Source organism: Streptomyces sp. NPDC001832 (genome assembly GCF_040297265.1).
In the GTDB taxonomy this organism is placed as follows: Bacteria; Actinomycetota; Actinomycetes; order Streptomycetales; family Streptomycetaceae; genus Streptomyces.
This window is the reverse complement of the sequence record NZ_JBEOYU010000009.1, coordinates 55,653-79,190: the sequence shown is the minus strand read 5'-3', so window position 1 is coordinate 79,190 and position 23,538 is coordinate 55,653. Positions and strand designations below refer to the sequence as shown.

At 69.1% G+C, this 23,538-nt stretch carries 19 protein-coding genes, 1 tRNA gene and 2 pseudogenes; 12 read left to right on the top strand and 10 right to left on the bottom strand.

Features of this window, described 5'->3' with window-relative positions; genetic code table 11:
- Positions 1-348: 348 nt before the first annotated feature.
- Positions 349-1,824, top strand: coding sequence for an LVIVD repeat-containing protein (locus ABT115_RS10320; protein WP_502969059.1), 1,476 nt, complete (start codon positions 349-351; stop codon positions 1,822-1,824).
- Positions 1,825-1,957: 133 nt separating this feature from the next.
- Entirely contained in the window at positions 1,958-2,587 is a 630-nt protein-coding gene (locus ABT115_RS10315; RefSeq protein ID WP_351786375.1) for a DUF305 domain-containing protein, read from the top strand.
- A gap of 279 nt (positions 2,588-2,866) precedes the next feature.
- Here the strand turns inward: ABT115_RS10315 and fusA are convergent.
- The 3 genes and pseudogenes from fusA to ABT115_RS10300 all read right to left on the bottom strand — a co-directional run.
- Positions 2,867-3,088: pseudogene (fusA, locus tag ABT115_RS10310) on the bottom strand (elongation factor G); the annotation flags it as partial.
- Positions 3,067-3,459, bottom strand: a complete 393-nt coding sequence (locus ABT115_RS10305; protein ID WP_351786372.1) for a hypothetical protein — start codon at positions 3,457-3,459, stop codon at positions 3,067-3,069. The gene ABT115_RS10305 and the pseudogene fusA, both read right to left, overlap by 22 nt.
- Positions 3,460-3,581: 122 nt before the next feature.
- On the bottom strand, positions 3,582-4,463 hold the full coding sequence (locus ABT115_RS10300) for a DUF2510 domain-containing protein (RefSeq protein WP_351786370.1): 882 nt from the start codon (positions 4,461-4,463) through the stop codon (positions 3,582-3,584).
- Between the two features lie 225 nt (positions 4,464-4,688).
- Between ABT115_RS10300 and ABT115_RS10295 the strand changes: the two genes are divergently transcribed.
- From ABT115_RS10295 to ABT115_RS10280, 4 genes are all read left to right on the top strand, one after another.
- Positions 4,689-5,423, top strand: coding sequence for a FadR/GntR family transcriptional regulator (locus ABT115_RS10295; RefSeq protein ID WP_351786367.1), 735 nt, complete (start codon positions 4,689-4,691; stop codon positions 5,421-5,423).
- A 155-nt stretch (positions 5,424-5,578) separates the two neighbouring features.
- Entirely contained in the window at positions 5,579-6,346 is a 768-nt protein-coding gene (locus tag ABT115_RS10290) for a (Fe-S)-binding protein (RefSeq protein ID WP_351786365.1), read from the top strand.
- Positions 6,343-7,881: a lactate utilization protein B gene (locus ABT115_RS10285; protein ID WP_351786363.1), complete on the top strand. Its 1,539-nt coding sequence runs from the start codon at positions 6,343-6,345 to the stop codon at positions 7,879-7,881. The genes ABT115_RS10290 and ABT115_RS10285 overlap by 4 nt, the downstream gene beginning before the upstream one ends.
- The gene (locus tag ABT115_RS10280; protein ID WP_351786360.1) at positions 7,878-8,510 is read left to right on the top strand and encodes a LutC/YkgG family protein; all 633 of its coding nucleotides are present in this window, start codon (positions 7,878-7,880) and stop codon (positions 8,508-8,510) included. Before ABT115_RS10285 ends, ABT115_RS10280 begins: the two co-directional genes overlap by 4 nt.
- Before the next feature lie 12 nt (positions 8,511-8,522).
- On the opposite strand, the gene ABT115_RS10275 is transcribed toward ABT115_RS10280, so the two are convergent.
- From ABT115_RS10275 to ABT115_RS10260, 4 genes and pseudogenes are all read right to left on the bottom strand, one after another.
- Positions 8,523-9,563 carry a hydroxyacid dehydrogenase gene (locus ABT115_RS10275; protein WP_351786638.1) on the bottom strand — a complete coding sequence of 347 codons (1,041 nt, stop codon included), beginning with the start codon at positions 9,561-9,563 and terminating at the stop codon, positions 8,523-8,525.
- Between the two features lie 108 nt (positions 9,564-9,671).
- Positions 9,672-10,001: pseudogene (locus tag ABT115_RS10270) on the bottom strand (substrate-binding domain-containing protein); the annotation flags it as partial.
- A gap of 140 nt (positions 10,002-10,141) precedes the next feature.
- Positions 10,142-11,671, bottom strand: coding sequence for an amino acid permease (locus tag ABT115_RS10265; protein ID WP_351786358.1), 1,530 nt, complete (start codon positions 11,669-11,671; stop codon positions 10,142-10,144).
- An 88-nt stretch (positions 11,672-11,759) separates the two neighbouring features.
- On the bottom strand, positions 11,760-12,767 hold the full coding sequence (locus ABT115_RS10260) for a hypothetical protein (protein WP_351786355.1): 1,008 nt from the start codon (positions 12,765-12,767) through the stop codon (positions 11,760-11,762).
- A gap of 442 nt (positions 12,768-13,209) precedes the next feature.
- Between ABT115_RS10260 and ABT115_RS10255 the strand changes: the two genes are divergently transcribed.
- Genes ABT115_RS10255 through ABT115_RS10245 form a run of 3 tightly spaced genes read left to right on the top strand, consistent with a single transcriptional unit; the run spans position 13,210 to position 17,334 of the window.
- On the top strand, positions 13,210-14,643 hold the full coding sequence (locus ABT115_RS10255; protein WP_351786353.1) for an FGGY family carbohydrate kinase: 1,434 nt from the start codon (positions 13,210-13,212) through the stop codon (positions 14,641-14,643).
- 19 nt (positions 14,644-14,662) lie between these two features.
- Entirely contained in the window at positions 14,663-16,105 is a 1,443-nt protein-coding gene (locus tag ABT115_RS10250) for an NAD(P)/FAD-dependent oxidoreductase (RefSeq protein ID WP_351786635.1), read from the top strand.
- Positions 16,102-17,334, top strand: coding sequence for an FAD-dependent oxidoreductase (locus ABT115_RS10245; RefSeq protein WP_351786350.1), 1,233 nt, complete (start codon positions 16,102-16,104; stop codon positions 17,332-17,334). Before ABT115_RS10250 ends, ABT115_RS10245 begins: the two co-directional genes overlap by 4 nt.
- Before the next feature lie 7 nt (positions 17,335-17,341).
- Here the strand turns inward: ABT115_RS10245 and ABT115_RS10240 are convergent, their stop codons facing one another.
- Positions 17,342-17,746 carry a hypothetical protein gene (locus ABT115_RS10240; RefSeq protein ID WP_351786347.1) on the bottom strand — a complete coding sequence of 135 codons (405 nt, stop codon included), beginning with the start codon at positions 17,744-17,746 and terminating at the stop codon, positions 17,342-17,344.
- 80 nt (positions 17,747-17,826) lie between these two features.
- Here ABT115_RS10240 and ABT115_RS10235 point away from each other — a divergent pair, with 80 nt between their 5' ends.
- Positions 17,827-18,588: a cobalt-precorrin-6A reductase gene (locus ABT115_RS10235; RefSeq protein WP_351786345.1), complete on the top strand. Its 762-nt coding sequence runs from the start codon at positions 17,827-17,829 to the stop codon at positions 18,586-18,588.
- A gap of 34 nt (positions 18,589-18,622) precedes the next feature.
- On the opposite strand, the gene cobF is transcribed toward ABT115_RS10235, so the two are convergent.
- Both cobF and ABT115_RS10225 read right to left on the bottom strand, forming a co-directional pair.
- Entirely contained in the window at positions 18,623-19,378 is a 756-nt protein-coding gene (gene cobF / locus ABT115_RS10230) for a precorrin-6A synthase (deacetylating) (RefSeq protein WP_351786343.1), read from the bottom strand.
- A 77-nt stretch (positions 19,379-19,455) separates the two neighbouring features.
- A complete protein-coding gene (locus tag ABT115_RS10225) occupies positions 19,456-19,974 on the bottom strand; it encodes a DUF309 domain-containing protein (RefSeq protein WP_351786340.1) in 519 nt (172 codons plus the stop codon).
- A 108-nt stretch (positions 19,975-20,082) separates the two neighbouring features.
- Here ABT115_RS10225 and ABT115_RS10220 point away from each other — a divergent pair, with 108 nt between their 5' ends.
- Together ABT115_RS10220 and ABT115_RS10215 are read left to right on the top strand one after the other, a co-directional pair.
- A complete protein-coding gene (locus ABT115_RS10220; RefSeq protein WP_351786338.1) occupies positions 20,083-22,716 on the top strand; it encodes an ATP-binding protein in 2,634 nt (877 codons plus the stop codon).
- 50 nt (positions 22,717-22,766) lie between these two features.
- Positions 22,767-22,840 (top strand) — tRNA-Pro (locus ABT115_RS10215).
- Positions 22,841-23,538 lie beyond the last annotated feature (698 nt).

Below are 23,538 nucleotides of genomic sequence, written 5' to 3'. Positions count from 1 at the left end.
AAGCTGCCGTTCACCGCTCAGCAGACTTGACCGACCTCGACTTCGGTGCCACTCACCTGCACGGTGGCCAGGGCCCCGTCCGCGTGCGCCGTGCCTCGCTCGCCCACCCGTTTCGCACGGCGCTATGGGCCCCGAGCTCAACAACGCTCGCCTCGTGGCGGCGTACTTGTGAACGTCCCTGTCAATGGGCCTTGCTCGGCGCTGAACGTGTTGCCGTGCCAAGCGATGCGTCGCGGAGTGCGTTCGCCCCCTGCCGGACGGGGGTCGCCGCGGCGTTTCCGGCTCTACGCCCCCTGTTGCGTCAACCTGTGGGCGGGTAGCTTGAGTTGATCATCCCGCAAATATGTCATGACCATTACTGGATCTGATCATGGCAAGGCTTCTATATTGCGTGGGTTCGTAACGCCCCGCGTGACAGGAGGCCCTGCGTTGCAAGGATCGACACTCGCGCGAAGAACGCGCCGCGCACTCAAGGCAGCCGTACTCGCCGGCCTACTCGTAGTCACGTCGTTCGGGATGGCCGGCCCGTCCACCGCCCAAGACCGTGAACTCGGCGTCGACGAGATATCACACAGTGCGAACATCAAGCCCCTGGCGAACGTCCCGAGGCAGGGTCCGCTCGCCAATGCCACCCACAGCGACCTGGCGTTCTACGGCAACTACGCCATTCAGGGCACCTACGCCGGGTTCACGATTTACAACATTCAGAACCCCACGAAGCCGGAGACCGTCTCCCAGATGGCGTGCAACGGCGGCCAGGGCGACCCCACCGTCTCCGAGGACGGGAAGCTGCTGTTCGTGTCGGTCGACACTCCGCAGTCGGATCCGTCCTGTGCGAGCACGAACTCCAATGCGGCCAACCCGAACGCCTGGGAAGGCATCCGCATCTTCGACATCAGCGACAAGGAGAACCCCAAGTACGTGAAGTCGGTGCGGACCGACTGCGGTTCCCACACGCACACGTACGTTCCCGCTGACGGCGAAGACACGGCCTACCTCTACATCTCCTCGTACGGCCCGTCCCCGGCGTTCCCGCACTGCCGGCCTCCGCACGACTCGATCTCGATCGTGAAGGTTCCCCTGGACGACCCGGACTCCGCGTCCGTGGTCGCCACGCCCGTACTCTTCCCCGACGGCGGCGCAGGCGCCACCGCGGGCTGCCACGACATCACCGTCTTCCCCGAGAAGCATCTGGCCGCCGGCGCCTGCATGGGGGAGGGTGCTCTGATCGACATCTCGGATCCCACCGAGCCGTATGTGATCACCAGCGCCACCGACGCGAACTTCGCCTTCTGGCACTCGGCGACGTTCACCAACGACGGGAACCGCGTGGTCTTCACCGATGAGCTCGGGGGCGGCGGCGCGCCGACCTGCAACGAGCAGATCGGGCCGCACCGCGGCGCCGACGCCATCTACGACATCAAGGGCGAGGGCGACAACCGCGAGCTGGTGTTCCGCAGCTACTTCAAGATTCCGCGCATGCAGCAGCAGACGGAGAACTGTGTCGCCCACAACGGCTCGCTGATCCCGGCCAAGCACCGCGACATGATGGTGCAGTCCTGGTACCAGGGCGGCGTGTCGGTCATCGACTTCACTGACCCCGACCACCCGAAGGAGATCGGCTACTTCGACCGCGGTCCGCTGTCCAAAGAGACCTTGCGAACCGGCGGCTCCTGGTCGGCGTACTGGTACAACGGTCGCATCTACTCCAGTGACATCACCAAGGGCCTGGACGTGCTCCAGCTCACCGGAGCGCCGGACAGCGCCAACCGGGTCCGGCTGGACTTCATGAACGCGCAGACCCAGTACAGCTACAAGTCCTGATTCCGCCCGTGGCCCCGGCGGGCAGTACGTCCGCCGGGGTCCGCACCCACACATGCAGCAACCCACAAGTTCAGCCCGCCGCGTGCGTGGCTCCCAGGGGCCGCGTGGCGAGGCAGAAGGGAACAGGCGCACAGTGAGGTACCGCAGAGTTGCAAGTGCGCTGCTGACAGCCGCCTGCCTGCTCGGCGTCGCAACCGTGTCGGCCAGCGCGGAGGTTGGGCAGGCGGCCCGGGCTACGGCGGCTGACCCCGCCCCGGCGTCGACGAATCCGCAGGTCGAGTCGAACAACGCTGATGCGGACTTCGTCGCCATGATGATCCCGCATCACCAGCAGGCGCTCATCCTGAGCCGGCTGGCCCCGTCGAGGTCCAGTGACAGCGATCTGCGTGCGCTCGCCGACCGGATCGACGTCGAGCAGGGCCTCGAGATCTACATGATGCAGTCGTGGCAGGAGTGGAACGGCCTCGAGAAGACGGATCCCCAGCAGGCCTACGAGGAGATGCTGCAGGATCCGATGATGGTCGAGAAGATGGGGATGGCCACCCCCGAGGAGCTGGACCAGTTGAGCGCGGCGACTGGCAACGCCTTCGACGTGCAGTTCCTGCGGCTGATGATCAAGCACCACAACGGTGCGATCGACATGCTGACGGAGGTGCTCACCAACGGTACCGACGAGACCATACAGACGTGGGCGACCGACATGCTGGCCACCCAGTACGCCCAGGTCCAGATGATGCAGCGGATGCTGGACGACAAGACGTAGCCGTCCTGAGCCACTGCGTGCGCATCCGGGTGCGTAGCAGTCTGCGGGTGCCGATGTCTGTTGCCGAGGGCTGTTCGTAGGCGTCGGGTAGTAGCCGGTTGCGGGCCTGGTGGGGACGGTGTTTCACCAGCTTGATCGCTGCGGGGGCGCTCGCCGCCAACGTTGCCACCGCACCCCAGGGCCCCCGGGCCCGGGCGACGCTCGGGGCCGAAGGAGTCGAGCGCCCGACCCCGCGCCTTCGATGGCCCCGCCCGCGTGCGGGCGGGGCCATCCCTCGTTCTACCGGGGCAGTGTCCCGTGGGGTGCCGCGCTCGGTGCGGGGGCGTATCCGGTGGCCCGGGTGGTGAAGGTTCCCCGGCCCTGGGTCCGACTGCGCAACCGGGTCGCATAGCCGAACAACTCCGCCAGCGGCACGGTCGCGGTGATCACAGCCGTGCCCGCCCTCGGTACCGGTGTGCAGCAGGCCGCCTTCCCGGCTGTCAACCTGATGAGAGATCCGCCGGGGCAACGGAGGCACGCACATCGATGGACGAAGAAGACGGCTTCCCGGCCGTGAAGGCGTTCGACGTTCTGGGCAGCGAGTACGAGCGGGCGCTCGCGGGCAGACCCGGGTCGCGCGGGCGCTTGCATGCGTTCAGCGGGCGCTTCCACTTGCGGAGCGCATGCCTGCCGCATCTGCGCCACTGCGCGGGGGAGATAGGCACGGGCTGCCCGCCCCTGGTGACCATCGCGTTGACCGGCGTCATCGGATCCGTTGCCATGGTCCTGGCCAGCAGCACACCGATCACCAGCGGGGCCAAGGTCACGGCCAGGGCCCTACCGGCGGTGGCTGCGTGCTGCATGCGGGGGCGGAGCGGTGCGTCAGGGGTCATGGATGGCATTCGATCAGCGACGGCCAGGTGAGGAATCGGACGACGTACTCAGTCCGGCTGTCCTTTCGTACTCACACCGGTGTACGACGCCCGTCCCGCCGGCGTGATCGTCCGCCATGCTCCTACGCGGTGGTGCCGGGACCGGAGCCCGTTCCCGATGCGGCCTTGATGCCCTTGGTGATGTCGTCCATGACGGATAGCTCCGGCGCCTGGGTGTTGATGTCGAAGCCGGAACGGACGACGACAATCGAGTCCTTGGAGTGGGGGGACGGGAACGCCAGCGACTGAACGTACCCGTCGTCGCCGCTCTGCGTCATCACTTTCCAGCGCACCAGATAGCCCTGCTCACCGGCCACGGTGACCGGCTGCGACTTGAGCTCCTGATGTGAGGTGATGCCTCCGTAGACCTTCTCGCCGTAGGATTCCGTGGCGTTGGCGGAAATATCCTTCGTCGCCGTTGCCTTCGCCGTAGTGGTGTCGAGCTGCAGTGCCTTCGCCGGCATGGAGGACACCCCGCCGCGCACGCACTGCTGGGACGTGTCGCCGGGACAGGCGTACTCGCCCGTCGTCACTTCTGCGCCGGCGATCCCCGACTTGCCCGTCCAGCCGTCGGGCACTGGGAGGCTGATACCGCTGGCCAGGTCCGTGGCGTAGCCGTCCTCGGTCTGCGGTAGCTGCTGCCTGGGTGCCTGGTTCTCGCCGCCGCCTCCGGGCGCGCCCGGTTCGCCGCCGGGAGCCTCGGAAGGTGGGGTGGACGGGGCTGTGGCCGCGTTCTCGTTCCTATCGCCGGAAATGTCCGACAGTAGAAAGAGGCCGCCCCCGATGGTGGCGAGAACCGCTACACCTGCGGTGATGCCGATACGCATCCGGCGGCGCCGGATCGTGGCGGGCGGCACGCGGATGTGGTCGGTCCACTGGTTGCCGTCCCACCAGCGTTCGTGAACGGGGCCAATACCTGTATACCCGGGGTCTGGATGCCAGCCGGGCGGGCTCGTGTGGGTCACGAGCTCCACCGTAGAGCGGTCGCGTGAGAATCAGATGAATCCAGTGGATCAGGTGACTCGCGTGTATCGGGTGAGGAAGCCCGCATGTGCCGGTCGGTCCAAGTGGACAGGCGCCGGTCCGGCCGCCGAGTTTGGTCTGACCATACGTGATGTGTGACATAGTTGGAGATCGGGCAGCAGGCGCGATGGCAACCGGACGATTCCGGCCGAGGCAGGGGGTGACGGATGCCCGTCGAGTGGCAACCCGTACGGCAGTCCCGTACGCATGAACTCGTGCTCCAGAGCATCGAGCAGCGGGTGTTCGCCGGAGAGCTCAGAGCCGGCGACCGGCTGCCGCCCGAGCGTGAGCTCGCGCCGGTTCTCGGCGTGAGCCGGTCCGCGCTGCGTGAAGCGCTGAGGGTGCTGGAGACCATCGGTGTGCTGGTCGCCCATCCGGGCCGGGGGCCGGATGCCGGGGCGCGGATCGTACGCAACCCGGACGATGCCCTCGGTCGGCTGCTGCGTCTGCACTTCGCCCTCGGCAGCTACAGCCTCCATGACGTCCTGGAGGCGCGCGTCGTGCTGGAGAGATCGAGCTTCGAGGCGGCCGCGCGGCACGCCTCGAAGGAGGAGCTCGACGAGGCGGAGGCCCTGGTCGTACGGATGGGGGAGCCGGATGTCGAGGTGCCCGAGTTCAACGACCTGGACACCCGGTTCCATGTGCACATCGCCCGCAGCTCCGGCAATGAACTGACTTCCACGCTCACCTCCGCCGTACGCGAGTCGGTGCGCCCGCTGATCCTGCGAGCCCTGGAGGAGGTCGAGGACTGGCCGACCACGGCCGCCGCGCTCAACGCGGAACACTCCGAACTTCTGCGGCTGGTGCGCGGGGGCAAGGGCGCGAAGGCCGCCGATCTGGCCGAGCAACACATCCGCACCCTCCACGGCACGCTGGTCGACGAGAAGACCACCCGGCCGTAAGGACGGTGACCGACGACCGGGCGTCGGCACCCGGAAAAAGTTGTCAGGGGCATGGCTGAATGCCTGTTCCTTCGGGCGCGTCGTTCCCTTCATGCCCCGGACCGAGGCTAGTATGGTCGGACCATAAAAAATTGAGAATCGATCGGAGAGGCCTCATGCGCATCGGACTCTTCGCCACCTGTCTGGGAGACACGCTCTTCCCCGAGGCGGTGAAGTCGACCGCGGTCCTGCTCGCCCGTCTGGGCCATGACGTGGTGTTCCCGCCTGGGCAGACCTGCTGCGGTCAGATGCACGTCAACACCGGATACCAGCGCGAACCCGTGCCCCTGGTGCGGAATTTCGCCGAGCAGTTCGGTGACGCGTCGATCGACGCCGTCGTCATTCCGTCCGGATCGTGCGCGGGCTCGGTCCGGCACCAGCACGAGATCGTCGCCGAGCGGTACGGGGACGCGGCGTTGCGCACGGGCGTCGCCACCGTCAAGGCCAAGACGTACGAACTGTCGGAGTTCCTCGTCGACGTCCTGGGCGTCACTCAGGTCGGGGCGTACTTCCCGCACCGGGTGACATACCATCCCACCTGCCACTCCCTGCGCATGATCAGGGTCGGCGAGAAGCCGTTGAAGCTGCTCCGCGCCGTCGATTCCATCGACCTCGTCGAGCTCCCCGAAGCCGACTCCTGCTGCGGATTCGGCGGCACCTTCGCCATCAAGAACGCCGAGACGTCGACGGCGATGCTCCAGGACAAGATGCGCAACATCGCCACCACAGGAGCCGATGTCTGCACCGCCGGCGATTCGTCCTGTCTGATGCACATCGGCGGCGGACTCTCCCGTATCAAGTCGGGCACTCGCACCCTGCACCTGGCGCAGATCCTCTCCTCCACCCGCACCTCGCCGTACGTCCCGACGGAGGCCGTCCGATGAGCAGCACCTTCCTCGGTATGCCCGCGACCCCGCCCCGCTCCCCTTACGGAACGGGAAATCTGCGCGGCGACCGGAAGTTCCCCCAGGCCGCCCACGACGAGCTGCGCAACGAACAACTGCGCCGCAATCTCGGCAGGGCCACCCGCACGATCCGTGCCAAACGCCTGAGCGTCACCGGTGAACTGCCCGACTGGGAAGCACTGCGCGACGCCGGCTCGGCCATCAAGACCGACACCATGAACCGGCTCCCCGAACTCCTGGAACAACTGGAGCGCGAGGTCACCGAGCGCGGCGGCACCGTCCACTGGGCGCGGGACGGAGTCGAGGCCAACGAGATCGTCGCCCGGCTCGTCAAGGCGACGGGCAGCGACGACGTCATCAAGGTCAAGTCGATGGCCACCCAGGAAATCGGCCTCAACGAGCACCTCGAGTCGGTTGGCATCACCCCGTACGAGACAGACCTTGCCGAACTGATCGTCCAGCTCGCACACGACAAGCCGTCGCACATCCTGGTCCCCGCGATCCACCGCAACCGCGACGAGATCCGGCAGATCTTCCTCAAGGCGATCCCGGGCGTCGACCCGGGGCTCGACAACGTACCCGCGCATCTCGCCGCCGCGGCCCGCGCCTATCTGCGCGAGAAGTTCATGACGACCAAGGTGGCGGTCTCCGGCGCCAACTTCGGTATCGCCGAGACCGGCACCCTCTGCGTCGTCGAGTCCGAGGGCAACGGCCGCATGTGCCTGACCCTGCCCGAGACCCTGATCACCGTCATGGGCATCGAGAAGGTGCTGCCGCGCTATCAGGACCTCGAAGTCTTCCTGCAGTTGCTGCCACGCTCCTCCACCGGCGAGCGGATGAACCCGTACACCTCGATGTGGACCGGGGTGACACCCGGCGACGGGCCGCAGGACTTCCATCTGGTCCTCCTCGACAATGGACGCACCGCCGCGCTCGCCGACCGGATCGGGCGCGAGGCGCTCAACTGCATCCGCTGCTCGGCCTGCCTCAATGTCTGCCCGGTGTACGAACGGGCCGGCGGCCACGCCTACGGATCGACGTACCCCGGACCGATCGGCGCCGTCCTCACCCCGCAGCTCGCCGGGATGCACGCGGCCAGGAACGACCCCAACAGCTCGCTGCCGTACGCCTCCAGCCTCTGCGGAGCCTGCTTCGACGCCTGCCCGGTCAAGATCGACATTCCGGCGCTGCTGGTCGAGCTGCGCCACCAGCACACCGAACAGTCCGGTACAACGGCGGAGAAGCTCGCCATGAAGACCGCGGCCGGAGTGATGAAGCGGCCGAAGCTGTTCACGGCCGTGCAGAAGGGGGCGGCGATCGGCCGCGTCGTCGCCGGGCGGGACGGGAAGATCTCGCACCTGCCGCCGCCGTTCGACGGCTGGAGCGACAGCCGCGACACCGCCGCGCCGCCGAAGCAGTCCTTCCGGTCCTGGCTGGCATCGGACGAAGGCGCGGCGACGATGCGGGCCGCAGCCGACGAGTACGAGAAGAACCAGAAGAAGGAGGAGAAGTGACGACCGCTCGCGAAACGGTGCTGGGCAGGATCAGGGATGCGCTGGCCCTCGCCCCGGTCCCGGACAGCACCGTCCGCCGCGCCTACCGCACCGGTCGCACCTTCCCCGACCACGAGCGCCTGGCCCTCTTCACGGATCGGCTGGTCGACTACAAGGCCCACGTGCACACCTGCACCGCCGACGGCACGGCGCAGGCCGTCGCCGAGGTGCTGCGGGAGCACGGTGCACAGCGGATCGGTGTGCCGGCCGGACTCGACCCCTCGTGGCTCGGCGCGTACGACGGCGAGGTCCAGCGGGACTCCGCTGACATTCCGGCGTCCCGGCTCGACGCGCTGGACGGGGTCGTCACCGCCTCGGCCGTCAGCTGCGCGGAGACGGGCACGATCTTCCTCGACGGCTCGCCCGACCAGGGGCGGCGGGCGCTGTCCCTCGTCCCCGATCTGCATGTGTGTGTCGTCGATCTGTCCACGGTCGAGGCCGGGGTGCCGGAGGCGGTGGCCCGGCTGGTGCCGGAGCGGCCGACGACACTGATCAGCGGTCCTTCGGCCACGTCCGACATCGAACTGGAGCGTGTGGAGGGCGTGCACGGTCCCCGCACGCTGGCGGTGGTGATCCGGACGGACATGTAGGGGGGCGGGATGTCATGCGAGGAATGCCAGCCTCTCGCGTCGTACGGGATGGGCGAATCCTTCGCCCGCGGCCCAGCGGGCGGCCTCGCCGACCGCCAGATCGACCAGCCGCCGCCACTCGTTGCCCTGCGAGCCTGCGAGGTGGGGTGTGATCATTGCGTTGTCGCATTCCCACAGGGGGTGTGCGGCAGGCAGTGTGTCTGGTTCCGTGACGTCGAGGATCGCCCGGATCCTGTCCTGCCGGAGTACGTCGACGAGCGCGTCCTGGTCGACGACGGCGCCGCGCGAGGTGTTGATGAGCACGCCGTCGGGGCGCATCGAGGTGAGCAGTTCACGGCTGACGAGCCCGCGGGTGGCCGGCAGCAGAGGGGTGTGGACGCTCACCACGTCGCTTCGTGCGAACAGCTCACCGAGGCCGACGGGCCGGACGCCGAGGGCGGTGGCCTCCGCCTCGCAGACGTACGGATCGTGGAGCAGCACCGGCAGGTCGTACGGCCGCAGCAGCTCGATGACGCGACGGCCGGTCAGCGAGGCGGACAGAATGCCGACGGTGCGGCCGTAGTTTCCGACCTCGGTCGAGGTGGCGAGCCAGTTGTCGCGGCGGCGTTCCGTCCGGTAGTCGCGGGCCCGTTCCAGTACTCGCTTGCCGGAGAGCAGGATCATGGCGACTGTGTACTCCGCCACCGGCAGGGCGTTGGCGGCGGCTGCGGAAGACACCTCGATGCCGCGTTCCCAGCAGGCTTCGGTGATGTGCCCGCGGACGCTGCCCGCGGTGTGGACGACGGCGCGCAGGTGCGGCGCCGCGCCCAGGGCCGCCCCGTCGAGCGGCGGACAGCCCCAGCCGGTGACCAGGATCTCCACGTCGGCCAGTACGGCGCGGGCACGGTCGGTGGTGAAGTCGTCGAGAACGGGCAGGGGGGCGAGGTCGCACACCTTGCCGAGCGCGGCGAGGGACCGGGCGTCGAGGAGGGCGGCCGCGGCGTCCGGCATCATGGCGACGGCGGCTCGTGGCCGATTGCCGGTGACGGGCGAGGTGTGGGCGGTGCTGGGCATCTGCATGTGCGCCTTCCGCGGCTCCTGATTCGGGTCACGGGGAATCCTGATCGACTGATCAGTAGTGGTCAATAGATCGATTGGAAGAAAATCAAAGCGGTCAAACGATCACTCCGTGGGGGGAGTCAGCGCCTGCGCGGATCCACGCACCTTGAGCGTGGGCAGCAGTTCCGTCCGGCGCACCGGGCCGGTCGCGCCGACGGCCCCGGACAGCCGATGGAGCAGCAGTTCGGCAGCCGCCCGCCCGATCTCTGCCTTCGGCGGCGCCACCGCTGTCAGGGGTGTGCTGCCGAAGGCCGCGACCACATCGTCGTACGCCACCACGGAACAGTCCCGCGGCACCTCGACACCGCTCTCCGCCAGCCGCCGCACCAGCATCAACGCGTCCACATCGCCGTGCAGCACGGCCGCCGCGGCGCCCCGCCCCCGCAGCAGCGCGTCGCGCCGCAGCCGCCCGACCCGGGCCAGCTCCTCGACGTCCCGCCGGATACCGCCACCGCACACACGCCTCAGCCCTCCCCGACCGCTGATCGCTGCGGATGGGGAAGGGCTGAGAACAAGGCGTGCGTGGGGCCGGGTCAGACGATGCCTTCCTCGATCTCCGCCTGCTCACGAGCGTTCCCGTACGCCGACGGCGTGCTGTACGTACGGCGCGCGACGAACCACCACACGGTGGCCAGAACCAGCACCGCGATCAGCGCGATCGACGCGTAGTTCATCGAGTCGACCGTCACCGGGGACGACTGCGGGAGCAGGAACAGCACGGTCACGATGGCGACCCACACCACGGCGATCCAGCCGATCGGCTTGCTCCAGCGGCCCAGGTGCCAGGGGCCGCGTTCGAACCGGTTGCCGGAGCGCAGCTTCAGGAAGATCGGGATCGCATAGGCCGGCGTGATGCCGATGACATTGATCGCGGTCACCGCACCGTAGGCGGTGGCGGAGTACAGCGACGGCAGCGCGAGCACTCCTGCGACGGCGACCGACAGCCACACCGCGTTGACGGGTGTCTGAGTGCGCGAACTCACCTTGTGCCACAGCGCCGAACCCGGAAGTGCGTTGTCACGGCTGAACGCGAACACCATCCGGCTGGCGGCGGCGACCTCGGCGTTGCCGCAGAACAACTGCGCCGCGATGACGATCAGGAGCAGGGCGGTGGCTCCGGAAGTGCCCAACGCGTCGATCATGATCTGGGCCGGCGGCACACCGGTGGCGCTGTTCTGGGAGCCCGCGTAGTCCTGGATCGCGAAGGTCAGCCCGGCGAGCAGCACGAAACCGGCGACCCAGGAGACCCAGATCGCGCGGACGATGCCCTTGGCGGCCGTCACCGAGGCATTGGACGTCTCTTCCGACAGATGGGCGGAGGCGTCGTAGCCGCAGAAGGTGTATTGCGCGAGGAGCAGACCGATCGCCGCCACATACAACGGGTTGTGCCAGCCCGTGTCGTTGACGAACTCGGTGAAGACGAACGACGGCGACTGGTGGTGCGAGGGCACGATGGCCAGCACGGCGACGATCACCGCGACACCGGCGAGATGCCACCACACACTGATGGAGTTGAGCACGCTGACGAGGCGGACACCGAAGAGATTCAGCGTGGCGTGCAGCAGTAGAATGCAGACAAAGATGATCATTGTCTTACCCGGTGTGGGGGTGAATCCCCACTGCAGATTCATCAGCGCACCGGTGAACAGCGCTGCACCGTAGTCGATACCGGCGATCGCGCCGAGCAGCCCGAGCAGATTCAGCCAGCCGGTGTACCAGCCCCACTTGCGGCCGCCGAGCCGGTCTGCCATGTAGTACAAGGCCCCCGAGGTCGGGTAGGCGCTGGTGACCTCGGCGAGTGCCATGCCGACGCAGAGCACGAAGAGGCCGACTCCGGCCCAGCCCCAGAGCATCACCGCCGGGCCACCGGTCGACATGCCGAAGCCGTACAGGGTCATGCAGCCGGACAGGATCGAGATGACGGAGAAGCTGATGGCGAAGTTGCCGAAGCCGCCCATGCGGCGGGCGAGCACCGGCTGGTAGCCGAGTTCACGCAGTCGCTGCTCCTCGTCCTTCGGCGCGGTGGCCTCCGCACCCGAATGGGTCCGGGTGGATATGGACATGGGAAGAACCTCCATGAGCGGTGATGGGAAGGGGTGGAAAGCGGTCGGTTCGAAACGGGGAGGCAGCGCGGTGCCACGGGGCCATGGCTCAGCCGTGCGGTCCCCGTCCGGGGTCGCGGGACGCGGCGAGACAGCGGCTCCGGGCGCGCAGGAAAACCTCCTCGGCACCTCCTGGGGCCTTGGGATCACGGGCGCGGTACGCCCACGGAACCGAGGTGAAATAGGGGCCGAGCTGCTGGAACACCGGTGCCGCGTCAGCGAATTGGAGGGCTCCCCACAATCCGTGGGCCAAATGGTTCAGGTCGAGCAGGGAACGGGAGATCGGGGCCGTGCGACGGAACCAGAGCTCCAGGGCCCGGGCCGCGTCCCGCTCGGCATCCTCGGTGACCCAGTGAAGATCCAAAGCCTTCTCGTGCCCGTGCTCACGGCGGTAGCGCTCGACCCGTACATACAGCGGCAGCACATGCAGTGCGGAGCCGTCGGGGGCGGAAGAGGCGGCCCACTGCACGAAGTTGACCGCCTCCGAGAGCGTGCCGCCGGCCTTTCGCGCGTACACGAACTGGAGCATCCGGTGGTAGGCCTCGCGATTGCACGGATCGCGCTTGTCGGCCTCCGCCAGCAGCCCCCACGGGCCGGGGAAGAGCATCGGTCCCGGCGGATGCAGCCGGTGCTCCTCCAGTTGCTGCCGCTCGTCCAGCTGGGACAGGGCCAGCAGGCACACCCATGGCACCGGGTCCGCGGGCGAGGTGTGCGCGGCAGTGCGGCACGCTCCCCAGGCTTCCTGCCACAGCTCCTGTGCACGGGGATGGCCTTCGCGGTGGGCCCGCACGGCCCGTTCCACGACGACCCGTGCGTGCATCACGGCCGCGGCGACACTCCGGGGCTCCTCGGCAAGCCAGGCCTGCACCGCATCCGAACCGGCGGCAATCGCCCCGAGCACCTGTGTGCGCTGGGTCCACAGGCCCCAGTCGGGCGTGCTCTCCAGCAGATTCCGCATGGACATCCAGCGCCCGGTGCGCAAATCCTGTAATGCGACCCGTAAGTCGTTGTCGTGGCCGGCCGGGTGATAGACCGGCCGAAATTCACCGTTGGCCATGGACGCGCCCTGCCCCCGTGCGACGGGATGGCGTGCGACGGATGTGGGATCGTCTCAACACGTCACGCAAACCCGGCGGTGGCATGCAACCCGTGCAGTAGCGGAAGGGCCGGGAGCCGGGATCTCGGCGCTCGGGGCAGGCTGTCGGTCTCATCAATCCTCAAGGACGTGCGGGCAGAAGCAGCTGTTGAATAACGAACTGCTCGAAAGCGTCCGGTTGTTGCTCGGCGGCGAGTGTAAGGCCAGTTGCACCGAACTCCGGACCGATTCGCGGATCTTACTCAAGTCATTCCATTCCTAAGGGCATTGACCGTCATTCGGTTGTTCCGGGCGCGCCCCCGGCAGCCCTTGACGTAAGCGGTGGCCTGCACCACTCTGGGCGTCGTAGATCAACGATCAAGATTCCGTTCAAGCCGCAAGCTTGCGCACAGCTGGAGTGTCGATGACAGGCCCGGTACTCGCCGTGGACCAGGGCACATCGGGAACAAAGGCTCTGGTGCTCTGCCCCGAGCGTGGCGTGATCGGTTCCGGTTCGGTGCCGGTGCGGTCGCGTCACGGTGCCCAGGGAGCGGTCGAGGCCGACCCCGCCGAACTGCTGGACTCGGTCGTCGATGCCGGACGCCAGGCACTGCACGAAGCGGGCGAGCCGGTGACCGCCGTCGGCCTCGCCAACCAGGGCGAGACGGTGCTCGCCTGGGATCCCGACACGGGGCGACCGCTCACCGATGCGATCGTCTGGCAGGACCGGCGCTCCGCCCCGCTCTGCAAGGAACTCGCCCCGCAAGAAGAAGAGTTGAAGCAACTCACCGGACTGCCGCTTGATCCGTACTTCGCCGCACCCAAGATGGCCTGGATCCGTCGTGAGCTGACCCGCGAGGGTGTCGTCACCACCAGCGACTCCTGGCTCGTCCATCAGCTGACCGGTGCGTTCGTCACGGACGCGGCGACCGCAGGACGTACCCAACTGCTCGACCTCGACCGGGTCGGCTGGTCACCCGCGGCCCTGGACATCTTCGGCCTCGGCGACGAACGCCTGCCAGCCGTTGTCGACTCCGACGGGACCGTCGGTACGACGACCGCCTTCGGTGGTGAACTCCCGCTGACCGGACTCCTCGTCGACCAGCAGGCCGCCCTGCTCGCCCAGAACGCCCTGGACCCGGGCAACGCCAAGTGCACCTACGGAACCGGTGCATTCCTGCTCGTCCAGACCGGTCCCAACCCGCGCCGCGGCTCCACCGGACTGGTCAGCTGTGTCGCCTGGCGACTCGGCGGCCGTACGAGCTACTGCCTCGACGGACAGGTCTACACCGCCGCGTCCGCCGTCAACTGGCTCACCGACCTGGGAGTGATCTCCGGCGCGGCCGACCTCGACCCGGTCGGCGCCACCGTCCCCGACTCCGGCGGCGTCACATTCGTACCGGCACTCGCCGGACTCGCCGCCCCGTGGTGGCGCGGCGATCTGCGCGGATCGGTGACCGGCCTCGGCCTCGGCACCACCGCGGGCCACCTGGTGCGCGCCCTGTGCGCGGGCATTGCCGCACAGGTCGTCGAACTCACCGAAGCAGTCGCCACCGACCTGGGCTCCCCGCTGACCTCGCTCCGCGTCGACGGCGGCCTGACCCGCTCCGCACTGCTCATGCAGACCCAGGCCGATCTGTTGCAACGACCCGTCGAAGTCTCCGCGCTGCCCGATGTCACCGCACTCGGTGTCGGAGCCGTCGCACGCCTCGGCCTCGACCCCCGGCTCCCGCTCCAGCAGGCCGTACCCGAATGGAAGCCCGCAGCCGTGTACGAGCCCCGGATCGGCGCCGACGAGGCGGCCGAACGGCTCGCCGGATTCCGTGCAGCCGTGCAGACCCTGCTGGAACATGCCTGATACGTACGAGAGTCACGCGATGAACTGCACGATCACAACGGCCGGAGCCCTGACGGCCGACCTGCCCGGGAATTTCGCGGGCGAGCTGCCCGAAACGCCGGCCTACGACGTGACAGTCGTCGGCGCAGGTGTCGTCGGCGCTGCCATTGCCCGTGAACTGGCCCGCTACCGGCTGCGTACCGCGCTCCTCGACGCCTCGGACGACATCGGCAACGGCACATCGAAGGCCAACACCGCCATCCTGCACACTGGTTTCGATGCCGTACCCGGCTCGCTGGAAGCCCGGCTCGTACGCGAGGGCCGGCACAGACTCCGTGCCTATGCCGCCGAGACCGGCATCCCCATCGAGCGTGTCGGAGCCCTCCTGGTCGCCTGGGACGAGGAACAACTGGCCGCACTTCCAGCCCTGTTGGCGAAGGCCGAACGTAACGACTACCACGCGGCACGCCTCCTGGACGCCGACGAACTGCGGGCCCGCGAGCCTCATCTGGGGCCCGGCGCCCTCGGTGCACTCGAAATCCCCGACGAAAGCATCATCTGCCCCTGGACGACCCCGCTCGCCTACGCCACCCAGGCCGTCCGGGCCGGAGTCCATCTGCACCTCAACTGCCTGGTCCAGCACGTCGACAGCGGCGACTTCCACACCCTCACCACCACCCGCGGGACACTGCGCACCCGCCATCTGATCAACGCCGCCGGACTGTACGCCGACGAACTCGACCGGGAATTCGGCCACGACGTCTTCACCGTCACCCCGCGCCGCGGCCAGCTCATCGTCTTCGACAAGCTCGCCCGCGATCTCGTCAGTCACATCCTGCTTCCCGTACCCACCGCCGCCGGTAAAGGAGTTCTGGTCGCGCCGACCGTCTTCGGCAACGTGCTGCTCGGCCCCACGGCCGAGGAAGTCGACGACAAGACCGCCACCGGATCGACCGCGGACGGCATCGCGGTCCTGCGCGAGAAGGGCCGCCGCATCCTGCCCGAACTGCTCGACGAAGAAGTCACGGCCGTCTACGCCGGACTGCGCGCCGCCACCGGTAAGGAGGACTACCGCATCCAGGACTACCCGGACCGGCGCTACATCGCCGTCGGCGGCATCCGCTCCACCGGACTCACCGCCTCGATGGCCATCGCCGCGCACGTCACCGAACTGCTCCGCGGCTCGGGCCTCGATCTCGGTACGCCGTCCGAATTGCCGCCCGTCACCATGCCCAACCTCGGCGAGGCATCCACCCGCCCGTACGAGAAAGCCGAACTCGTCGCCGAGGACCCGGCCTATGGCACGCTCGTCTGCCATTGCGAACGGGTCTCCGCAGGGGAGATCAGGGACGCCCTGTCAGGCACGATCCCGCCGCGCACCCGGGACGGCCTGCGCCGCAGAACCAGGGCGGGCAACGGGCGCTGTCAGGGGTTCTACTGCGGGGCCGCGGTCCGCGCACTGATCGAGGAGGCCCAGTCATGAACCGGCGCGAGCGGACCGTCGACGTCCTGGTCATCGGGGGTGGTCCGGCCGGTCTCGGCGCCGGGACCGGCCTCGCCGCATCCGGTGCGGGCCGGGTCGAGATCCTGGAGCGCGAACAGATCGCGGGCGGCATCCCACGTCACTGCCTCCACGGCGGCTTCGGCGGCCGTGCCACCGGGGGAGGAATGACCGGACCCGCGTACGCCCAGGCATGCGTCGCCGCGGCCGAACAGGCCGGAGCCACCCTGCGGACCGGCGTCAGCGTAACCGGCTGGGCCGGACCACTGACCGTCGACACCACCGCACCGACCGGACTGGAACGGATCAACGCCCGCGCAGTCGTCCTCGCCACCGGTGCCCGCGAACGCTCCCGCAGCGCCCGTCTCGTCCCCGGTGCCCGCCCGCCCGGCGTCTACACCACAGGCGAACTCCAGCAGGCCGTCCATCTCCACCAGCAGCGGATCGGGAACCGCGCGGTCGTCATCGGCAACGAACCCGTCAGCCGTGCCGCGGCCGACACGCTGCGCGTCGCCGGACTGGACGTCGTCGCCCTGGTCACCGACCAGCCGCCCGCCCGACTCACGGCCCTGACCCGGCTCCGGGACCGCACCCCGCTCCTCACCCACGCCTCCGTCACCGCCCTGACCGGCCGGGAACGGCTCACCGGAGTGGCGCTGCGGCATCACGACGGCCGGACCACCACCCTGCGCTGCGACACCGTCGTCTTCACCGGCGACTGGATCCCCGACCACGAACTGGCCCGGCGCGGTGCGGTCACCTTGGACCCCGGCACCCGCGGCCCCGCGTACGACGCCTCGTACCGCACGACCGGGACCGGGGTCTTCGCCGTCGGTAATCTGCTGCACGGTGTGGAGAGCGCCGGCATCGCGGCCGCCGAAGGACGGGCCGTCGCCGCGCCCGTACTGCGTCACCTGGCAGCGGATGCCTGGCCTGCCGATCGGCCTTCCGTCGCGGTCGATTCCCCGCTTCAGTGGATCGCACCGAACCTCATCGGTCCCGGAGGCGACACCCCGCTCCGTGGCCGCTTCACCCTGCGCACCACCCGGAGACTGCCCTCGCCGCTGCTTGTCGTCCGCCAGGACAGCCGTGTGCTCCACCGGCAGCGACTGCTGCTGCCCGCAGTACCGGGCCGTCCCTTCCATCTGCGCGCCGACTGGCTTGACCGGGTCGATGCACATGGCGCGACCGTGCGGATCGCGGTGCGCTGACCGTACGTCAGGGAATCAGCAACCAGTCGGAACCGATCGCCGCCAGCAGACCGACGGCCAGCAGCCAACTGCCGAGCCGGGTACGGCCGTTCCTGCTGAGCTCGATCACAATCCCGCACAGGATCAGCGCGAGCCCGTACACTCCGACCACCAGCACGGACGACCGGCTCGCGATCCGCAGCGCTAGAACGACCGCCATCGCCGCCATGCCGACCGACGAGAGAACAATACGCAGCCGTCTCGCCTGACGAGGTGTCAGCCTCCGGTCCCCGGTCTCGGGGGCAGACTCGGAATCGGTCTCGGGAACAATCTCCGAATCGGCCTCGGAGTCGCGTTCCGGAACGGTCTCGACAGCGGTCTCGGCAGCGGCTATCGGAGTGTCCACGGCCTGGTCCTGGTCAGAAGTGCTCATGACGCCGGATCGTAATGGCTGCGGGCCGCCCTGTTCACCGCTCCGGGCGTCGGGCGGCGAAAGTGACGTAGGTTCGGCGCATGCCCGGCCACATTCTGATCCTCGGCGGTACGACCGAAGCCCGGCTGCTCGCCGCCGAGCTGACCGGGCCCGGCGGCGATGCGACGGTGCGCATCACCACCTCGCTGGCCGGCCGGGTCGCCCGGCCCCGGATGCCTGCCGGTGACGTACGCATCGGAGGCTTCGGCGGCCCCCAGGGCCTCGCCGACTGGCTGCGTACCCACAGTGTGGACACCGTCGTCGACGCCACCCACCCGTTCGCCGACACCATCAGCGCCAACGCCGCCGAGGCTGCGAAGGCCACCGGCACCGCACTGTTCGCGCTGTGCCGCCCCGGCTGGACGGCAGCCCTCGGCGACCGCTGGCACCCGGCCGACGACCTCGCGCATGCCGCCGCGCAACTGCCCGCCCTGGGCCGCCGGATCTTCCTCACCACCGGACGCCTGGGCCTGGCCGTCTTCGCCATCGCCCCGGGCGCGGACGCGCTCCACTTCCTCGTACGGTCCGTGGAGCCCCCCGCGCCACCGCTGCCCCGCCACACCGACGTACTCCTGGACCGTGGCCCGTACACCGTCGAAGGAGAGACGGCGCTGCTGCGCGACCGCGACATCGACGTCCTCGTCACCAAGGACAGCGGCGGCCCCGCCACCGCGGCGAAACTCACCGCCGCCAGGAACCTCGGCCTGCCCGTGGTCGTGGTCCGCCGACCGCCATCGCCTAAAGGCGTACCCGTCGTGCACGATGTGGCGTCGGCTCTCCAGCTGCTGTGCCAGGAAGTCTGATTCAGACCGACAACCCCCCATGTGCCGGTCGGTCTCAGTAGCGACGCAGCAGATACGTATCCATGATCCAGCCCTTGCGGGCGCGCGCCTCGGCCCGCAACTCCTCGATCTGGTCCGACACCTCGGCGAGGCGCCCGGAGACCAGGATTTCGTCCTCGGTCCCCACGTACGCGCCCCAGTAGATGTGAAGATCCTGGTCGAGATGGCGGGTGAACGCCTGCCGTGCGTCGAGCATCACCACCACGTCGTCGACCCCCTCGGGCCAGCCTTCGGCCAGCCGCCGGCCCGTCGTGATCTGCACCGGCCTCGCCACCCGGTTCAGCCCCGTCCGGTGCTTGGCCAGCAGCGCGGAGACACTGCTGATCCCGGGCACCACCTCGTGATCGAAGACGACCGAACCCCGGTCCAGGATCTCTTCGAGGATGCCGAGCGTGGAGTCGTACAGCGCGGGATCGCCCCACACCAGGAACGCCCCGCACTCGTCCTCGCCGAGATCCTCCGCGATGAACCGCTCGTACAGATCGGCGCGGCGCCTGCGCCAGTCGTCCACCGCGGGTGAGTAGTCCGACGTCCTGCGGTCCCGCTCCGGGTCGCGCGCCTCGACGAGCCGGTACGAGGTGTTCTTCACATGCACATCGAGGATGTCCCGCCGCAGCCCGGTCAGATCGGACTTCTCCTCACCCTTGTCGAGGATGAAGAACGCATCCGCCCGGTTCAGCGCCTTGACTGCCTGGAGGGTCAGATGGTCGGGGTCGCCCGCGCCGATACCGATGACATAGATCTTTCTCACTGCACCGAGTCTGCCCCATACCCCAACGCCCCGGGCGCCCGGGCTACCGGCCCCGGGCCGCAGACACGGCGGCCGGGCTACCGGCCCCCGGGCCGCAGACACGGCGCCTCGTCGGCCGCGTCGACGGGCCGCACACGCGCCGCGTCCGCGACGCACGCCTCCTTCGCCTCGACCCGCCCCGCCAGGTCCTCGGCCCAGCCGATCAGCCCGTCGACCCCGATCCCGTGAGGAGGCGTGGCGCCGAACTCCGCGAGCGCCGCCGCGCCCCGTCGCAACAGCCGGGCCCCGCCCTTCGTATTGCCCCGCGCCGCATGCGTCAGCCCCACCGCAAGCTGCGCAAGGCCGCGCCACAACTCCCGTTCCGCCACCGGGCCCGACTTCCAGGCATCTTCGAACACCTCGTGCGCATGGAACGGCATCCCGGCGTCCAGCAGCCGTTGCGCCTCACGCAAGGTCTCCTCGGGGGTACGGGCCACGCCCTCGGGCTGCCGCTCCACTCCCGGTGCCCCGTATGGCAGGGGGCGTCCCAGCCCGTCACGCGGGCGCGCATTGCGCGCGCGCCCCTCGGCGTCGCGGTCCCTGCGAGTCTCGTCCACCCCTCGATTGTGCCCCGTACCTGCGGCGAACTGCCGGAACCACTGTCCGTGGACCCCCGCGCACGACTAGTGTCGACAGTCATCCGCACCACTTTGGGGAGGGTAGGAATGAAGCAGTCCCGGCCGCTGTACGAGCGCGAACCGGAACTCGCCGCTGCCGCACAAGCCGTGGAAACCCTCTGCGGCGCCCAGGCAGCCGGCGGGCTGCTGATCTTCAGCGGCGAGGCAGGCATCGGCAAGACAGCACTGCTCGCCGAGATCCGGACGATGGCCGCAGACCGCTGCACGGTCTTGTCCGCACGCGGCGGCGAAACGGTCACGTCCGTGCCGTTCCACGTCGTACGCCAACTGCTGCAGCCCGCCCTCGACCAGTTCCCGCCCGACGAGGTGCGGGCCCTCTTCGGGGCCTGGTACGAGATCGCCGCGCCCGCACTCGGACTCGCCGAACCGAGCGGCCCCCAGCCCGATCCGCAGGGTGTGCGGGACGGCCTCGACTGGATCGTCTCCCAGCTCGCATCCCGGCTGAGCCACCGTCCGCCGATGCTCATCATCGACGACGCACACTGGGCGGACGGCGAATCCCTCGCCTGGCTCGCCTCGTTCACCGCGCGCCTCGGCGAACTGCCCGTCCTGGTCGTCCAGGCCCACCGGCCGGAAGAACTGGCAGCGCGGCAGAAGGAGAGCGGACCGGGCAGCGCCCACCCCGCCCAGCTCCCGGTCGCGCTGCGCGCCCTCACCCCGGTCGCCACCGCGGAACTGGTCCGTGCAGGCCTCGGCGAACACGCCGACGACCCGTTCTGCCGAGAGGTGTGGGCCGTCACCGGCGGCAACCCCTACGAGGCGGTCGAACTCGTCGCCAAGGTCCAGGACCGCGAACTGGCGCCCCTGGAGGAGTCGGCCGGGCTGCTGCGCGAACTCGGCGCGTCGGCCCGCGGCAGCGGACTCGTCGCCCGGCTAGAACGGCTCGGTACCAGCGCCAACCGGTTCGCCTGGGCCGCCGCCGTCCTCGGTACGGACATCTCGCAGGATCTCGCAGCCAGCCTCGCCGGAATGAGCCCCGCCGAGGCCGCCGACTGTACGGCGCGGCTGCGCGAAGCCCGCATCGTCACCGGCTTCGACCCGCTGGAGTTCGTCCACCCGCTGATCGCCACCGCGGTCTACCGCTCCATCCCACCGGCCACCCGCACCGCCATGCACGGCCAGGCCGCCTGGGCGGTCACCCGTGCGGGACTCGGCCCCGCCGCGGCCTCCCGCCACCTACTCGAAGTGCACCCCGACGACGACCAGGAACTGGTCGAACAGCTCCGCGAAGCAGCCAGAGCGCACCTCGCGGTCGGTGCCCCGGAGGCCGCCCGCCGCTGTCTCGAACGCGCCCTGCAGGAACCACCGCACCAACGGGTCAACGCCACCCTGCTGTACGAACTGGGCTGCGCCACGCTGCTCAGCTCCCCGGCCACCACCGTCCAGCATCTGCGGGCCGCCCTCGAGATGCCCGGACTCTCCGACGACCAGCGGGTAGACGCCACCTACCGGCTCGCGGCCGCGCATTCCCACAACAACCAGCTGAAGGAAGCGGCACACGCACTCGCAGCCGAGGCCGCACGCACCGCCCCCGGCCCAGGCCTGATGCGGCTCCAGGCCGCCCACTTCCTCTGGGAGGGCATGCAGGCCGCCGAGGACGACGGACCCGCCCGCTCCGGTCGGCTCGCCCGGAACGCCGATCATCTTTCCGGCCGTGACAATGCCGAGCGTGCCCTGCTCACCATCCGAGCCTTCGACGCCATGATGCGCGGCGAGAACTCCCAGCTCATCGTCGACCTCTGCGAACGCGCCCTGGTCGACGGCCACCCCGCCCGAGGGCTCGGCTGGACCGACACCGAGTGGGGCTTCGAACTCCCGACCCTCGTCGGCATCACCTATGCCTTCACGGACCATCTCGACCGGGCCGAGGAGCTCTTCGGCGAGGCCGTCCGAGCCTTCGAGATCTCAGGCTGGAGCGGCGCACATCTCGCGTTCGCACACACCCTGCTCGGGCTGGTCCACCGCCGTCGCGGCCGACTGGCGGAGGCCGAGGGCTTCCTCCGCGAAGGACTGCGCCTCGCCGACCGTGTCGGCAGCGGACTTCCCGTCCACTGGGACGCGGCCTGCCTTCTGATCGACACATTGGTCGCCCGAGGCCGTGTCACCGAGGCCCGCGAAATCGCTGACCGTTACGACTTCGGATCGCCCTACCCCAGCGCGATGGTGCTGCCCGACGCGCCGTGCGTACGAGGACGTCTGCTGCTGGCCGAAGGCCGTACGAAGGAAGCGGTCACCGAACTCGAAGCGGCCGGTCAGGCCCTCGAACCCCGCGGCAGGTTCAACGGCGTCTGGGCTCCCTGGGCCGGCGATCTCGCCCGCGCACTGGCCGAGGAGGACCCGGGCCGCGCCGCCCAACTCGCCACCTCGGCCCAGGTGCACGCCGAACGCTTCGGTACGGACACCGCGATCGGTGAGGCCCTGCGCTGTGCTGCCCTCTTCGCCCGTCCCGAGGACGCCACGCATCTGCTGGCCGAGTCGGTCCGCCACTTGGAGGCGTCCCCGTCCGCGTACGAACACGCCCTGGCCCTCGTCGACTACGGCATCGCGGTCCGTTCCCCGCGCGAACTCGCCAGAGCCCATAAACTGGCCACGGCGTGCGGCGCCGAATCCCTGGCAAACCGCGCCCACCAGGCACGGGCGTCGATCCGGTCCTCGGAGTGAGGTAATGTTTGTCCTGCGCAGCCGCCCGGTAACACCGGGGGGAATCGCATCGGGACGTGGCGCAGCTTGGTAGCGCACTTGACTGGGGGTCAAGGGGTCGCAGGTTCAAATCCTGTCGTCCCGACAACAATGTCGGATGTTTCCGTAGGCCAGGGGCTCTCTTCGGAGGGCCCCCGATGCGTTGGTGGGAGGGGCTGGGAGCCCTCTCCTGCTCCTGTGTTCACCGAGCGTCGCCTGATCCGGTCGAGATGGCCGTCAGCGGCTTAGACCGACCACGGCCAACACATGCCTCGGCCGCTTCCTGAGCACGAATTCGGCCAGCTTCGGCCTCCAGTGCCGCCCTCCGGCCAGTCAGCCGGTCGGCCGCTGCACCCGGTTCTTCTTGAGGCCGGGACGAGCTGAGTGGCCATCACGAGCAGTTCCAGTTCTTCCGAGGACGTGCCAGTAGCGCACCATGCGCGAGACGGTTGAGGCAACCCGACCGGCCAAAATGGGTTTTGGTAGCTCACTTTGGTTCAAATGCCTTGGCTGGCTTGGTACTTGTCGACAAGTAATGAAAAGCAACGCTATGGCTGCGGGGGAGGAGAAGGCACTTCGGGTAACCCCCCGCCGGGGCCGGAGAGGGGTCCATGGACGGAGATGTTGTTGCCGACGCCCCGCCACAGCCACTCCCTTCCCTGGCAGCGCCGCCCCCGGGCCAACGCACTCCGTGCGCCCCGTCTCCAGCGCAGCCACGAAGGAGTAGGGCCAGCCAGGGATGAACTGCTTGAGGTGAACGCGGGGGCGGCACCGCGGCGACAGTTCGCTTCGTGGAAGCGGGAG